We start from the raw sequence: 12,945 nt of genomic DNA, 5'->3' as shown, positions 1-12,945 counted from the left end.
AAAATTTGTAAGCAAGGCTACCCCAGCGCCGCAATCAGCGCTCCGGCCTGTTTTCTGTGCATCCAGAGCGTGAGCGTGTTTTCATGGAAACGCTGGAAGAGGAATTTTTCGTAGAAGGCGGCGGCGCGGTCGGTTTTGGCATCGACCAGGAGGACGGCCCACGCCAGTTCGTTGCACCACGCCCGGCGAACGGCGTCCAGCACCAACAGGCTGCCGATATGCTGGCCCTGCGTGGCGGCGGACACGGCCAGCCGCCCCAGGCGGATGGCCGGTACGGCCGGGTAGCGCGGCATCTTGCGGGCCGTCGCATCCGGCAGAGCGGTCAGGAGAACCGACGCGGCGCACAGGGTGTAATACCCGACGATCACGGCAGGGCCGGAACTCTCGCGGGCGGCCACCACGGTGGCGAAGCCGCGTTTCATGTCCTGCCCGGCCTGTTTGTGCAGATAGGCATCAAGGACGGGTTCGCCGCAGGCAAAGCCGCTCCTGTCCATGTCCGGCGTCAGCAGCCCGAACAGCAGGCTCATTTATCGCGTATCCGCGCGGCGTACTCGGCGGCCAGCCCCTTGATGAACGGCGTGGCCTCCGTGACCTGCTCCTCCAAAAGAGCCTTGGCGAGCAATTCCTGATCCCGCACGGCCAGACGGAGGACCGCCTGCTCCGTGATGACCTTTTCCGCTTTCTCCAGCGCCGCTTCGATCAGAAAGTCCGTGCGGGTTCTGCCCTGCATGGCGGCGGCGCGGTCGATGGTTTCGCGGACGGAAAGAGGAATCCGCGCGTCGATCCGGGACATGGGATTTTCAGCCTGCTGTGTCATGGAAGATACCCTCGCGCCCCATTAATACGGATTTTTACCGTACAAAGCAAGAGGTCGGCACCGCTCTATGACGCTCCATCCGGCGGACCAAGGCCACCATCCCCCCTCTTCGGCAGGACCGACCCAACGGCCTGAACGCAGCCGCAACGCATTCCCCCGACGCAAAAAGGCCGCGCCCTCACGGGCGCGGCCTTTTCGTTCACGCGCGGGGGCGCGTTACTTCTTGAGCCAGGTCATCATGCCGCGCAGGCGCGCGCCGACCTTCTCGATGGGGTGCTCGGCGGTCATCTTGCGCATGGCGTGCATGGAGGCCTGCCCGGCCACGTTCTCAAGGATGAACTCCTTGGCGAAGCGGCCGTCCTGGATCTCCTGGAGCACGCGCTTCATCTCGGCCTTGGCCGCGTCGTTGACGATGCGCGGGCCGCGGGTGAAGTCGCCGTACTCGGCGGTGTCGGAGATGGAATGACGCATCTTGGCCAGGCCGCCCTCATAGATCAGGTCCACGATGAGCTTCACCTCGTGCAGGCACTCGAAGTAGGCCACCTCGGGCTGATACCCGGCCTCGCACAGGGTCTCGAAGCCCTTCTGGATCAGCGAGGTCAGGCCGCCGCACAGCACCACCTGCTCGCCGAAGAGGTCGGTCTCGGTCTCTTCCTTGAAAGTGGTCTCGATGACGCCCGAGCGCGCGCCGCCGATGCCCTTGGCGTAGGCCAGGGCGATGTCCTGCGCCTTGCCGCTGGCGTCCTGATGCACGGCCACCAGACACGGCACGCCGCCGCCCTCGGTGTACACCCGGCGCACCAGATGCCCCGGGCCCTTGGGGGCGACCATGACCACGTCCACGTCCTTGGGCGGCAGGATCTGCGAGAAGTGGATGTTGAAGCCATGGGCGAAGAAGAGCACCTTGCCCGGGGCCAGGTTGGGGGCGATGTCGGCCTTGTAGACGGCGGCCTGCACCTGGTCGGGCAGCAGGATCATGATGCAGTCGGCCTTCTTGGCGGCCTCGGCGGCGGACAGGGGCTCGAAGCCGTGCTCCTTGGCCAGGTCGTAGTTCGGGCCGCCGGGGCGCTGGCCGATGACCACGTTCACGCCCGAGTCGCGCAGGTTCTGGGCATGGGCGTGGCCCTGGCTGCCGTAGCCGATGATGGCCACGGTCTTGCCCTTGAGCAAGTCGAGATTGGCGTCCTGGTCGTAGTAGATTTTCATGGTCGTCCTCTCCAAATCGTTGTGGTTGAACCAAAATGCAGACGAGAAATCAGCCGCCGGAGGCTCCCCGCGCGGCTGATTTCCGTATCGGTTGATACCTCGTGCGCGCCGGGCGGGGTCTGCCGGCCGGCGCGGTGTCATTCCTACTGCATGCTCCTCTTCATGGCCACCGCGCCGGTTCTGGCGATCTCCTTGATGCCGAACCGCTGTAGTAGCGCGATGATGGCCTCCAGCTTGCCGCGGTCGCCCGTGGCTTCGATGGTCAGTTCGTCGGATGCGACATCGACCACCTTGCAGCGGAAGATGTCCACAATGCGCAGGATTTCCGCGCGCTTCTCGCCCTCGGCGCAAACCTTGACGAGCAGCATCTCGCGCTCCACGGAAACGTGGTCGTTCATGTCCACGACCTTGATGACCGTGACCAGCTTGCGCAGTTGCTTGATGATCTGTTCGATGACCACCTCCGGGGCGGAGGTGGCGATGGTCATGAGCGACACCTCGGAATCGAGGGTCGGGCCGACGTTGAGGGTTTCGATATTGTAGCCCCGGCCGCTGAACAGCCCGGCGATCCGCGACAGGACCCCCGGCTCGTTCTCCACCAGAACGGATAAGACGTGTCTCATGGCCGCGCTCCTTCTAGACCAGCAGCATCTCGTGCAGCGAGGCCCCGGCCGGGACCATGGGGTAGACGTTCTCCTCCCGCGAGACCACCACGTCCACAATGGTCAGCTTGCCGTTGCCGAAGGCCTGCTCCAGCACGGGCCGGACCTGGGCCGGGTCCGTGACGCGGTAGCCCTCGGCGCCATAGGCCTGGGCCAGCTTCACGAAGTCCGGCGCCCAGTCCATGCAGGTGGCGCAGTAGTTCTTCTTGTAGAACAGCTCCTGCCACTGGCGGACCATGCCCAGGTACCCGTTGTTGAGGATCACGATCTTCACGGGCAGGTCGTAGCACATGGCGGTGGCCATTTCCTGGATGCACATCTGGATGGAGCCGTCGCCGGCCACGTCGATGACCAGCTTGTCCGGGAAGGCCACCTGCGCGCCGATGGCCGCAGGGAAGCCGTAGCCCATGGTGCCGAGCCCGCCGGAGGTCAGCAGGGTGCGCGGCTTGTGGTAGTTGTAGAACTGCGCGGCCCACATCTGGTTCTGCCCGACCTCGGTGCTGATGATGGCCTCGCCCTTGGTCAGCTCATAGATCGTCTCGACCACGGCCTGGGGTTTGATCTCGCCCGCGCCCGCGCCGTTGTAGGTCAGCGGGTGGTCGATCTTCCAGGTCTTGATGGTTTCCGTCCACTGCTGGCGCTTGCGGCGCAGGGCGTCGGGGCCGCCCGCGGCCTCGACCTGGGCCTTGAGAGCCACCAGCGTCTCGCGGCAGTCGGCCACGATGGGCACGTCCACGCGCACGTTCTTGCGGATGGAGGTCGGGTCCACGTCGACGTGGATGACCTTGGCGTCCGGCGCGAAGGTCGCCAGCTTGCCGGTCACGCGGTCGTCGAAGCGCGCGCCCACGGCGATGAGCAGGTCGCATTCCTGCACGGCGCGGTTGGCCGCGTAGGTGCCGTGCATCCCGAGCATGCCCAGCCACAGCGGGTCGTCCCCCGGGAAGGAGCCCAGGCCCATGAGCGTCGCCGTCACGGGCACGTTGAGCTTCTTGGCCAGCCAGGTCAGCTCGCGGTGCGCGTCTGCCGAAACCACGCCGCCGCCCACGTAGAACAGGGGCCGGTCGGCCTTGTGGATGGCTTCCAGGGCCCGGGCGACCTGTTTGGCGTTGGGCGTCAGGTTCGGGTTGTAGCTGCGCATGCGCACCTGGCGCGGATACTTGAACTCGGCCCGGGCCTGGATCACGTCCTTGGGCAGGTCCACCAGCACGGGGCCGGGGCGCCCGGTGCGCGCCAGATAGAAGGCCTCCTTGATGACCCCGGCCAGACGCGTCACGTCCTTGACCAGATAGTTGTGCTTGGTGCAGGGCCGGGTGATACCCACGATGTCCACTTCCTGGAAGGCGTCGTTGCCGATGAGCGGCGACGGCACCTGCCCGGTGAAGATCACCACGGGGATGGAGTCCATGTAGGCGTTGGCGATGCCGGTGACGGTGTTGGTGGCGCCGGGGCCGGAGGTCACCAGGCAGACGCCGACCTTGCCCGTGGCCCGGGCGTAGCCGTCGGCGGCATGGATGGCCCCCTGCTCGTGGCGCACCAGATAGTGCTTGATTTCCGGGTGCCTGGGCAACTCGTCGTAGAGGTCGATGACGGCCCCGCCGGGGAAGCCGAACACCGCGTCCACGCCCTCGCGCTTCAGGCTCTCGAAGAGAATCTGGGCCCCGGTAAGCTCCATGTCATTCCTCCTCGATGCGCCTGTCCAGAACCTTCTGCAGCTTGGTCTTGCCCATGAGCTTCTTCTTCTTGATTTCCTTCATCACGCGCTCCTCCTCGGGAGTGCGGTAGGTCTTCTTCTCCAGCTTTTCCAACTGCTTTTCATAGAGGAGATGCTCTTCCCACAGGGCCTTGACTTCGGGGCTCTTGTCGGCCATCTCGGCAATCAGGTCGAGGTCCTTCTTCTCCATGGATCCTTCTCCTTTGGTAGTTGCGCGTTCGCGCCCCCGGCCTCGCGCTCCGCTAGGCGGGCCAGGACGGCGACGTTTCTGCCGCTATGAGCAGCGTCTTTTCGCGGCTCTTTTCGCCGCTGGCGATGCTGACGCCGCTTTTCTTCACATGAAAGAGCGTTGCCGCGAAGGCCACCAGAGCCTTGTTGGCCTTGTTGTCCACCGCCGGGGCCGTCAGGCGGACCTTGAGCCGCCCGTCGTGAATGCCGTCCACGGCGTCCTTGCGGGCCCCGGGCACCACGCGGATCTGCACCCGCCACCGGCCCGGCCCGCAGGGGCTGACGTATTCCGGCAGCCCCGCGCTCATGGGGTCAAGCCCCGGCCTTGGTCAAAAATTTCAGCTTGGACTCGGCGTCGTCCAGCTTCTCCTGCTCCTCCTTGTCCGCCTCCAGCATGCGCAGGTGGGCGTCGAGGATGGAGCGCAGCTTGATCTCGAACTGGGTGCGCTGTTTCTTCAGCTCCGAAATGTCGCCGTGCAACTGGGCCAGACGCTGGTGGGTCTGATTCAGCATGACCTCGGCCTTCTGGTTGGCCGCGTCGATGATGAGCTGGGCCTCCTTCTGGGCGTTGGCCTTCATGTCGTCCATCATGCGCTGGGTGGTCATCAGCGTGTCGCGCAGGGTAGCCTCGCGGCTCTTGTGCTCGCCCAGGGCCTCTTCCAGCACGGCCACGCGGGCCTCCAGGGCCTCCCTGGCCTCGGCCAGCTCGCCCAGGCTCTGGGCCGCGTCCTGAAGGAAGGCGTCGACCTCGTCGCAGGCATAGCCCCGGAAGGAGCGGCTGAATATCTTGTTCAGCACGTCGATCTTGCTGACTTTCATAGGCGGGCTCCCCTAGAAGCGCTGGGCCAGGGCCACCAGGTTGTTCACCAGGAAGGTATCCAGGAAGACCACGGCGAAGATGACCACGATGGGCGACAGGTCGAACCCGCCCACGCGCACGAAGGGCAGCCAGGTGCGGATGCGGTAGAACAGCGGCTCGGTCAACCCGCGCAGGGTGCGCACGACGGGATTGTAGGGGTCGGGGTTGACCCAGGTCAGCAGCGCGGAAATGATGACGATCCACATGTACAGGTTCAGGGCCATGCCGAGGACTTTGGCCACCGCCAGCAGGAAGTATCCCAATGCAGCCTCCTTTCAGGCCCCGCGGGCGCACAGAAAGTGGAACGCGGGTACCAATTTAGTTCGCACAGACACAACAACGAATCAAGGGAAATTTCCGCGCGCCGTCCGCCAGGGCACGCCAGCCGGGCGTCGCCCCAGCCCGGCCAGCCGCCGCCCCAGGCACCAGAAGTCGTTCACGTGCAGGTCTGCCGCCAGGGCCTCGGAGCGGTAGGCCCAGAAGCGCACCCCGGCCCCGCGCGCCGCGCGCTGGTCCAGGCTCGTGTCGCCCACGAAGGCCACCTGCCCCGCCGTGGCGCGCCAGCGGCCCAGGATGCGCCGCAGCCCCTCGGGCGCTGGCTTGGGCGGCACGTCGCGCGCGGTGATGACCGGCTCGAAGAAATGGTCCAGCCCGAAGGTTTCCAGCACCAGTTCCATGGTCGAGGAGCGGTTGGTGAACACGCCCAGGCGCAGCCCCGCATCGCGCGCGGCGTCCAGCATGGGCACCAGCCCCGGGGCCGGGCGCATGAGATGGATCAGGTCGCGGTAGTCCAGGGACGCGCGCACGGCCTGGGCCTCGTTCAACCGCCCCTCGGGGGTGATGCGGACGATGGATTCGCTTACCGCGTGGGCGTGGACGTAATGCTCCATGTCCGCGTCCATGGGCCCCAGGCCCAGGCCCTCGCGGATGGCGTTGTAATAGGCCTTGTTGACTTCCCAGGAGTCGAAGAGCACGCCGTCGCAGTCGAAGACCAGCCCGGTCAGCCCCTCCATGAACCGGGGGTCGGTGAAATCGGTGCACAGCAGCATGGGCGCCCTACTCCCCCGCTCCGGCCTCGCGGGCCAGCACGGTGCGCTCCTCGTCCAGCCAGGGCGCGTCGGCCAGGGGCCGGGAGGCGCCCATGAGCACGCGCCCCGGGCAGCGCGCCAGCAGGCGGCGCCCCGCCCCGGCCCCGGGCAGCAGGGCGTCCAGCGCCGCCCCGGCCACGGGCTCCAGAGGCACCCCGGCCTCGCGCCAGAAGTCCAGCACCGGCGCGGCGTCCACATACAGCACCGCCCCTGGGGGCAACAGGCGCAGCATGGCCGCCAGCACGGGCTGCCACTGGCCGGGCTCCGCATAGGGCGCCTCGGGGGCGGCGTCCAGGGCCAGCCCGCCCGCGGCGGCCAGCTCTTCCATGTCTTCCGGCTCCAGGCCCAGGGTGGCGCCCAGGCGTTCCACGGCGCCGCCGTGGGCCGCGCCCAACGCCCGGACCTCGGCCAACCCGCGTTCGCGCTCCCAGGCCAGAAGCAGCACGGCCTGGGCCCGCAGGCGCGAGGCGTCCGCGCCCGTGGCGGGATCCCCGGCGGGCGCGGCACCGCCCAGGCCCTCCAGGGCCGCCAGCTCACCGACGATGGCGCTGACCGGGTCGCCGTAGGGGTCGGCGCCGGGGGCCTTGGCCGCCGCATCGGCGGCGCGCAGGGCCCCGGGGGCGAACAGACCAGCATAGCCCGTGGCCTGGGCCAGCCAGCGGGCGGCGGCGCGCGCGTCCAGAGGCAGATCCGGCGGCGTAAAGCGCGCCTCGGGGGCCAGACCGGAGGACAGCCCGGGGTCCAGGTGGCGCACGCCGGGCACGGCCGTACCGCGCGAGGCGGGCAGCAGTTCGGGAAAATGGATCAGCACGGTGGTTTCGGCCATGGTCATCCTCGTTGCGGCTTGGGGCGCCGGGGGCGCGTCAGTCCCCGGGCTCCGGGCAGGGGGCGAAATGCCCGCAGCGGCCCGGGCACTGGGGCAGCCGCAGCAGGCACAACTCGGCCACGCCGTGGGCGCAGCCCGTGGCCGTGCCGCCGCCCCGGCGGAAGTCCGGGCAGTCGGGCGCGGCGGCCACCAGCCGCTCCACGCGGCGCTCCCACAGCCCGGCCACGGCGGCCTCCTCCAGGCGGAAGGCCTCGGCGCGCAGCAGGAAGTCGTCGTAGGACGCCTCCCACTGCACCAGGACGCGACAACGCCAGTTGCGGTGGTAGCCGGGGTTGCGCTGTTCCTCGAAGAGGCAGCGCCCCGAGGCGAAATGGCGGCATTCATTTCCCGGCAGGCGCCGGATATGTGCGGTCATGGTCCTTGCGGGTCCTGGTCTGCGGGCGGCGGCCGCGCGTTTCCGGGGCCTTCCTCCAGGCGAACCGGAGGGGGAATCCTCCCACATTCTCCTAAAATAGCAAGCCGATTTTTCCCCCGCCATCCGGGCCCGCGCCTTGACCTGCCCGGGGCCCGCGTGTATACGCCATCCAACACCCCAACGGAGGTCGCACACCATGATGTTCGGAACCCCGGGCTTCGGCGAGTTGATCATAATCCTGCTCATCGTGCTGGTCATCTTCGGTGCCAAGAAGCTGCCGGAGATCGGCGGCGGCCTGGGCAAGGCCATCAGCAACTTCAAGAAGGCCACCACCCAGCCCGACGAAATCGACGTGACGCCCAAAAAGGACACCGAGGAGAAGAAGGGCGAATAGCCCCTCTCCCCGCCCATATCCGCGCCCCGGCGCGAAAACGGGAAGACCCGGCGGCTCTGCGCTCCGCCGGGTCTTCCCGTTTTCATGCCCCCGCGGCCCCGGGCGATCCGCGCGCCCCGGGCCCCTCCGGGCGCGCGGGTCAGTCCTCCTGGGTGGGGAACAGGGACAGCCCGCGCAGCACGTAGCTCACCCCCGTGACCACCGTCAGCACGCTGACCAGCACCATCACCGTCGCCTGGGTGCCCGGCAGGGAGAGCATCCCGGCCCGGTCGGTCAGCACCAGGAACAGGAACACGAGTTGGGCCGTGGTGTTGACCTTGCTGAGCGCGCTGGGGCGGATGGTCGCGCGCACCTCCACGCCCCAGAAATGCAGCACGCCCAGCCCGCCGACGATGATCACGTCGCGGCTGATGACCAGCACCACCAGCCAGTCGGGCGCCCAGCCCACGATGCCCAGGCACAGAAAACCGGTGACGATGAGCACCTTGTCGGCCAAGGGGTCGAGCATGGCCCCCAGGCGGGTGCGCTGGTGCAGCACGCGGGCCAGGGCGCCGTCCAGAGCGTCGGAGACGCCCGCCAGGGTGAAGACCAGCAGCGCCAGATGCACATGGCTGGACACGAAGCTCATCACGAAGACCGGGGTGAGCAGAATCCTGAACACCGTCAGGATGTTGGGGATGGTCCAGTTGTTTTCCGGCTGCATGGGCGCCTCGCGGCGGGGCGGGGTCGGGGTGCTCAGGGCGCCTGGGCGCCCGGGCCTTCCCAGGTCAGGCCGCGCGACGGCAGGACCTGGGCCAGTCGGCGGGCCAGGGCGTCGGGGCTCAGGGTGCGCACGGTCCAGACCCCGGCCACGCCCTCGGGCAGCAGCAGCACCCGGGTCAGCACCCGGCCCTCCACCAGCCCGTCCCAGGCACCCAGCTCGGCGTCGAAGGCCTTCACGCCGTCGGCGGCGGACCAGCCGCGCACCGTCAGCGCCACCTGCGCCACCACCCCGGCCTCGGCCCCGGGGCGCGAGAAGTAGTGCCCCAGCAGCTCGAACCAGACATCGGCCAGGGCCGAGCCCTGGGCGGCCCAGGTCTGGCCGTCCTGCTCCAGGCGCCCGCTCCAGGTGCCCGCATCCAGGTTGGCCGACAGGGTCACCAGCGGCTGGGCGCCCCGGCGCACGGTGAAGCCCGAAAGCTCCTGAAGCCGTGCCAGCTCGTCCAGGGCGCCGCCCGCGCCGCCCTCCAGGGCCAGGTCGTAGTCCCGCCCGGCATGGACAGTGTAATAGACGCCCATGCGTTGCAGGGCCTTTTTCAGGGCCGGGCGGTTCACGGTCACGTCCAGGCGCAGCACAGTGGCGCCCTCGGGCGCGGCCAGGGCCGGGCCCTGGGGCGCGGCCTCGGAATAGCTCTGCACGTAGCCCGCCGCGCGGGGCAGCAGATAATGGCGCAGCAGTTCCTGGCGCGGGGCGGAGAGCGCCCCGGGCAGAAGGTCCATGGCCTCGGCCAGGGCGGCGTCGCGGAAAGCGGCCACCCGGGCCTGTTCGCGCGTGGCCGGGCCCTGGCCCTCGGCCGCGCCGGGGGTCCAGGCGACTTCCACCACCCGCGCCCCGGCGGGCGCGCAGGCCAGGACGACCACGGCGGCCACGGCCCAACAGGCCGACAGCAAACGGAAGGAAGATGCGTTGCTCATGATGCGGGCAGTACACTCTTTGCGTTGAAAAGGGAATCTCCATCGGCCCGCCGGGCCGGGCGCCGCGAAACATCCCCGGGCGGGCCCCCTGGCGATCCGGGTTTCGCCCGGGTGGCCGAAGGGCGGAAGCGCCGGGGCGCCGTGGTCCATTGCGCCACCGTGCCGCGGCCGCGCAACCGCAAAGCTATTCCAGAATCACCACCACCCGGCCCTGGGCCAGCAGGCGTGGGGCCTCGGGCAGGGCGGCCAGCCGGGCGGCGGACTCGTCGGGCAGCACGAGGTCCGTGCGCCCGGGGCCGCCGACCGCGCGGGCGGCGAGCAGCAGCGGGTTGCCCGCCACGCGGCGGTGGGCGCTGGCCGTCTCCAGGTCGCGCACGTAGACGGCCATGCCCGATCCGGCGGCCAGTTCGCGCGGCAGGGACGCCGGGCCGTAAAGCTCGCGGCCCTGACCGTCCAGCAGGCGCGGCAGGAGCGCCGGATGGGCCCCCAGGCCCCGGGCGTCGACCACCACCCCCGTGTACGGCGCCGCCGGGAGCGCCGCAGGCGCGGCCGGAGCGGTGTCCGGCCCCAGGCTCGGAACCAGGGACGGCGCCGGGGCCAGGGACGGCGCCGGAACCGGGGCGGGCGCGGGAGGCTCGGCCGGGGCGGGCTCCGGGGCGGCGGGCGCGGCCCGCCCGCCGAAACGCGAAGCCGGGGGCAGCAGCGCGTCGGCCAGGGCCCCGCGCAGGCCCATGTCCACGGCGACCACCATCGCGCCGTCGGACGCCTGACCCGCACTGGCCAGATGCGAATTCTGCACCAGCCCGCGCACGCGCGCGGCAACGCGCGGGTCGGCGTCCATGGCCGAGCAGATGGTGGTCGCGGCATCGACCTGCACGTTGCACAGCAGGCCGAAAAGCCCGCGCCGGGCGGCCACGGTGGCCGCGCGCCGGGCCAGGGCCAGGCCCTGCTCCTCCCCGGCCAGTTCCGCCGGGACCATGCTCCGGCCGCGCGCCGTGGCCAGCCCTGTCTCCCAATCCAGTTCCCCGGCGGGAGACATCTCCCGGTACGGCCCGGCGGGAGCGGACGCCGAGGCGCCGGGCAGCCCCCCGGGCAAGGTCAGCCCCGGGGCCAGCGGTCCGGCCGGGGCGACCGGAGACGCGGGCGTTTCGGGGGCCGGGGCCGGGGCCGCGGAAGGCTCCGGGCCGGGCGCGCCCTGCTGGGCCGGGGCGCCCGAGGCCTGGGCCAGGGCGGCGGCCAGGGCCAGAACGCAAGCCAGAACGGTCTTGGTGGCGGTGTGCATGGTCGGTTCTCCTTCCAGGCGCTGCGGCTCCGGGCCGGGGGGGCCCGGGCGCGCCGGGCCTTGTTTTCGCAGCGATTTCGCGCAAGCGCAAGCACAACCCGCGCCCGGGAGCCCGATCCTGTCCGCCGGGGGCTTGCCTCCGGCCCCGGATGGGCCCATCATGGACAGAAACAACCCATCGGAGACCGCACCCATGCCCATGGATTGGATACTGCTCGCCCTGGGGCTGGCCGTGTTGCTGGCCGGGGCGGAGATGCTGGTGCGCGGGGCCTCGCGCCTGGCCCTGGCCGCCGGGCTCTCGCCGCTGGTCACGGGCCTGACCGTGGTGGCCCTGGGCACCAGCGCGCCGGAGTTGTTCGTCAGCGTCGGCGCGGGCCTGGAGGGCCGTTTCGCCCTGGCCGCCGGAAACGTGCTCGGCAGCAACATCTTCAACGTCTTCGCCGTGCTGGGCATCTCGGCACTCATCGCCCCCCTGGCCGTGGAGCGCGAGGTGATCCGCTTCGACGTGCCGGTGATGATCGCCGCCTCCCTGGGCTGCTGGCTGGCCCTGGCCGACGACGTACTCACGCCCTGGGAATGCGCCCTCTTCCTGGCGGGCATGGGCGCCTACATGGTCATCCTGGTGCGCCGCAGCCTCCAGGGCCCGGGCGCCCTGCCCGAGATGGTCCTCGAAACGGCGCCGCCGCCGCCGCGCGGGGCCAGGGTCCTGGCCCTGGCGGGGGCAATGGCCGCCGGGGGCATCGCCCTGCTCGGCCTGGGGGCGGATACCTTCGTGGGCGCGGCGGCGGCCCTGGCGGCGGGCATGGGCGTGTCCGAGGCGCTCATCGGCGCCACGGTGGCCGCCGCGGGCACCTCCCTGCCCGAGCTGGCGACCTCGGCCCTGGCGGCCTTCAAGGGCGAGCGCGACCTGGCCGTGGGCAACGTGGTCGGCAGCAACCTGTTCAACATCCTGGTGGTGCTGGCTGCCGCGGGGCTGGTCGCCCCGGCGGGCACCGCCGTGCTGCCGCTCCAGGCGTCCTTCGACCTACCGGTAATGGCGACGGCGGCCCTGGTCTGCCTGCCGGTGTTCGTCACCGGCGCGGCCATCACCCGCGTCGAGGGCTTCGTGTTCTGCCTCTACTTCGTGGCCTACCTGGCCGCGCGCATCGCCATGGACCTTGGCCGGGGCTGGGGCCTGGCCGTGCAGGAGCATGCCCTGGCCACGGCCCTGGCGGCCACGGGGCTGGTCTACCTCCTGGCCCTGGGCCACGGCCTGGGCGCGCTGCGCACCCTGGAGGCCGACACGCGCCGGGCCCTGCGCAAGGTCGTGGTGCTGGCAGCGGGGTCGCTGGTACTCCTGGCCGGGGCGGTCATGCTGGTCACCCCCGGGCCGGGGCTGGCGGCCATTGCCCTGGGGCTGATCATCCTGGCCGGCGAATTCGCCTGGGCGCGGGCCCTGCTGGAGCGCCTCAAGGCCCGCTGGGCCGGACTGGCCGCGCGGATCAAGGGCCCCGGGGACGGCGCCTGACCCCCGCAGGCGCATGCGGGCCGCGACCGGAGCCTCCCGACCGGGTGCATTCCGGGGAGGATCGGGGCACCCAGCGCGCCCGCGCACCGTGGGGAGGTTCCTTCCCTGCCCCCATGCTGACCCGGAGTCCCCGCGCGACCGCGCGCCGTGCAACGACGAGGCAGGACATACTGCCGCTCGACCCGAGAAGAGCTTCCCGCGCACCGTTCAACTGCGTCGGATTTCGTGCGGGCGGCGTGACGGAGCCCCGGCGCGCCCGGCGGGCACGCCGGAAGG

General features: G+C 70.3%; 17 protein-coding genes. 2 read left to right on the top strand and 15 right to left on the bottom strand.

Annotated features, from left to right (window positions below; genetic code table 11):
- Positions 1–17: 17 nt before the first annotated feature.
- The 12 genes from ACZ5KV_RS15085 to ACZ5KV_RS15030 form a co-directional block, all read right to left on the bottom strand.
- Positions 18–527, bottom strand: coding sequence for a GNAT family N-acetyltransferase (locus tag ACZ5KV_RS15085; RefSeq protein WP_464240108.1), 510 nt, complete (start codon positions 525–527; stop codon positions 18–20).
- Positions 524–793, bottom strand: a complete 270-nt coding sequence (locus tag ACZ5KV_RS15080; protein ID WP_464240107.1) for a type II toxin-antitoxin system TacA family antitoxin — start codon at positions 791–793, stop codon at positions 524–526. Before ACZ5KV_RS15080 ends, ACZ5KV_RS15085 begins: the two co-directional genes overlap by 4 nt.
- Before the next feature lie 240 nt (positions 794–1,033).
- The gene (gene ilvC / locus ACZ5KV_RS15075; RefSeq protein WP_464240106.1) at positions 1,034–2,023 is read right to left on the bottom strand and encodes a ketol-acid reductoisomerase; all 990 of its coding nucleotides are present in this window, start codon (positions 2,021–2,023) and stop codon (positions 1,034–1,036) included.
- Between the two features lie 143 nt (positions 2,024–2,166).
- A complete protein-coding gene (ilvN, locus tag ACZ5KV_RS15070) occupies positions 2,167–2,646 on the bottom strand; it encodes an acetolactate synthase small subunit (RefSeq protein ID WP_464240105.1) in 480 nt (159 codons plus the stop codon).
- 13 nt (positions 2,647–2,659) lie between these two features.
- Complete coding sequence (gene ilvB / locus ACZ5KV_RS15065) at positions 2,660–4,357, bottom strand: biosynthetic-type acetolactate synthase large subunit (RefSeq protein WP_464240104.1); 1,698 nt, start codon at positions 4,355–4,357, stop codon at positions 2,660–2,662.
- Between the two features lies 1 nt (position 4,358).
- Positions 4,359–4,586 (bottom strand): DUF465 domain-containing protein, encoded by a 228-nt coding sequence (locus tag ACZ5KV_RS15060; protein WP_464240103.1) that lies wholly within the window; start codon positions 4,584–4,586, stop codon positions 4,359–4,361.
- A gap of 52 nt (positions 4,587–4,638) precedes the next feature.
- The gene (locus ACZ5KV_RS15055; protein ID WP_464240102.1) at positions 4,639–4,932 is read right to left on the bottom strand and encodes a DUF167 domain-containing protein; all 294 of its coding nucleotides are present in this window, start codon (positions 4,930–4,932) and stop codon (positions 4,639–4,641) included.
- A gap of 4 nt (positions 4,933–4,936) precedes the next feature.
- On the bottom strand, positions 4,937–5,443 hold the full coding sequence (locus ACZ5KV_RS15050; protein ID WP_464240101.1) for a DivIVA domain-containing protein: 507 nt from the start codon (positions 5,441–5,443) through the stop codon (positions 4,937–4,939).
- Positions 5,444–5,455: 12 nt separating this feature from the next.
- Positions 5,456–5,746 (bottom strand): YggT family protein, encoded by a 291-nt coding sequence (locus ACZ5KV_RS15045; RefSeq protein ID WP_464240100.1) that lies wholly within the window; start codon positions 5,744–5,746, stop codon positions 5,456–5,458.
- Between the two features lie 81 nt (positions 5,747–5,827).
- Positions 5,828–6,532 (bottom strand): HAD family hydrolase, encoded by a 705-nt coding sequence (locus ACZ5KV_RS15040; protein WP_464240099.1) that lies wholly within the window; start codon positions 6,530–6,532, stop codon positions 5,828–5,830.
- A gap of 7 nt (positions 6,533–6,539) precedes the next feature.
- Positions 6,540–7,397: a hypothetical protein gene (locus ACZ5KV_RS15035; RefSeq protein WP_464240098.1), complete on the bottom strand. Its 858-nt coding sequence runs from the start codon at positions 7,395–7,397 to the stop codon at positions 6,540–6,542.
- Between the two features lie 37 nt (positions 7,398–7,434).
- Positions 7,435–7,812 (bottom strand): hypothetical protein, encoded by a 378-nt coding sequence (locus ACZ5KV_RS15030; protein ID WP_464240097.1) that lies wholly within the window; start codon positions 7,810–7,812, stop codon positions 7,435–7,437.
- 199 nt (positions 7,813–8,011) lie between these two features.
- On the opposite strand from ACZ5KV_RS15030, the gene ACZ5KV_RS15025 reads away from it, so the two are divergent.
- Entirely contained in the window at positions 8,012–8,206 is a 195-nt protein-coding gene (locus ACZ5KV_RS15025; protein WP_464241849.1) for a twin-arginine translocase TatA/TatE family subunit, read from the top strand.
- 139 nt (positions 8,207–8,345) lie between these two features.
- On the opposite strand, the gene ACZ5KV_RS15020 is transcribed toward ACZ5KV_RS15025, so the two are convergent.
- From ACZ5KV_RS15020 to ACZ5KV_RS15010, 3 genes are all read right to left on the bottom strand, one after another.
- Positions 8,346–8,909, bottom strand: a complete 564-nt coding sequence (locus ACZ5KV_RS15020) for a CDP-alcohol phosphatidyltransferase family protein (RefSeq protein ID WP_464240096.1) — start codon at positions 8,907–8,909, stop codon at positions 8,346–8,348.
- 32 nt (positions 8,910–8,941) lie between these two features.
- The gene (locus tag ACZ5KV_RS15015; RefSeq protein ID WP_464240095.1) at positions 8,942–9,880 is read right to left on the bottom strand and encodes a hypothetical protein; all 939 of its coding nucleotides are present in this window, start codon (positions 9,878–9,880) and stop codon (positions 8,942–8,944) included.
- Positions 9,881–10,064: 184 nt separating this feature from the next.
- On the bottom strand, positions 10,065–11,162 hold the full coding sequence (locus tag ACZ5KV_RS15010; RefSeq protein ID WP_464240094.1) for a hypothetical protein: 1,098 nt from the start codon (positions 11,160–11,162) through the stop codon (positions 10,065–10,067).
- Positions 11,163–11,355: 193 nt separating this feature from the next.
- Here ACZ5KV_RS15010 and ACZ5KV_RS15005 point away from each other — a divergent pair, with 193 nt between their 5' ends.
- Positions 11,356–12,669: a calcium/sodium antiporter gene (locus tag ACZ5KV_RS15005; protein WP_464240093.1), complete on the top strand. Its 1,314-nt coding sequence runs from the start codon at positions 11,356–11,358 to the stop codon at positions 12,667–12,669.
- Positions 12,670–12,945 lie beyond the last annotated feature (276 nt).

This window comes from Desulfocurvus thunnarius, from assembly GCF_055390965.1.
Note: the sequence above shows the minus strand (reverse complement) of the source record. Positions and strands in the feature narration are given on the sequence as shown.

Coding starts and splice junctions, on each gene's coding strand:
- ACZ5KV_RS15085 (WP_464240108.1), bottom strand. CDS start 527: ATGAGCCTGCTGTTCGGGCTGCTGACGCCGGACATGGACAGGAGCGGC.
- ACZ5KV_RS15080 (WP_464240107.1), bottom strand. CDS start 793: ATGTCCCGGATCGACGCGCGGATTCCTCTTTCCGTCCGCGAAACCATC.
- ilvC (WP_464240106.1), bottom strand. CDS start 2,023: ATGAAAATCTACTACGACCAGGACGCCAATCTCGACTTGCTCAAGGGC.
- ilvN (WP_464240105.1), bottom strand. CDS start 2,646: ATGAGACACGTCTTATCCGTTCTGGTGGAGAACGAGCCGGGGGTCCTG.
- ilvB (WP_464240104.1), bottom strand. CDS start 4,357: ATGGAGCTTACCGGGGCCCAGATTCTCTTCGAGAGCCTGAAGCGCGAG.
- ACZ5KV_RS15060 (WP_464240103.1), bottom strand. CDS start 4,586: ATGGAGAAGAAGGACCTCGACCTGATTGCCGAGATGGCCGACAAGAGC.
- ACZ5KV_RS15055 (WP_464240102.1), bottom strand. CDS start 4,932: ATGAGCGCGGGGCTGCCGGAATACGTCAGCCCCTGCGGGCCGGGCCGG.
- ACZ5KV_RS15050 (WP_464240101.1), bottom strand. CDS start 5,443: ATGAAAGTCAGCAAGATCGACGTGCTGAACAAGATATTCAGCCGCTCC.
- ACZ5KV_RS15040 (WP_464240099.1), bottom strand. CDS start 6,532: ATGCTGCTGTGCACCGATTTCACCGACCCCCGGTTCATGGAGGGGCTG.
- ACZ5KV_RS15035 (WP_464240098.1), bottom strand. CDS start 7,397: ATGGCCGAAACCACCGTGCTGATCCATTTTCCCGAACTGCTGCCCGCC.
- ACZ5KV_RS15030 (WP_464240097.1), bottom strand. CDS start 7,812: ATGACCGCACATATCCGGCGCCTGCCGGGAAATGAATGCCGCCATTTC.
- ACZ5KV_RS15025 (WP_464241849.1), top strand. CDS start 8,012: ATGTTCGGAACCCCGGGCTTCGGCGAGTTGATCATAATCCTGCTCATC.
- ACZ5KV_RS15020 (WP_464240096.1), bottom strand. CDS start 8,909: ATGCAGCCGGAAAACAACTGGACCATCCCCAACATCCTGACGGTGTTC.
- ACZ5KV_RS15015 (WP_464240095.1), bottom strand. CDS start 9,880: ATGAGCAACGCATCTTCCTTCCGTTTGCTGTCGGCCTGTTGGGCCGTG.
- ACZ5KV_RS15010 (WP_464240094.1), bottom strand. CDS start 11,162: ATGCACACCGCCACCAAGACCGTTCTGGCTTGCGTTCTGGCCCTGGCC.
- ACZ5KV_RS15005 (WP_464240093.1), top strand. CDS start 11,356: ATGCCCATGGATTGGATACTGCTCGCCCTGGGGCTGGCCGTGTTGCTG.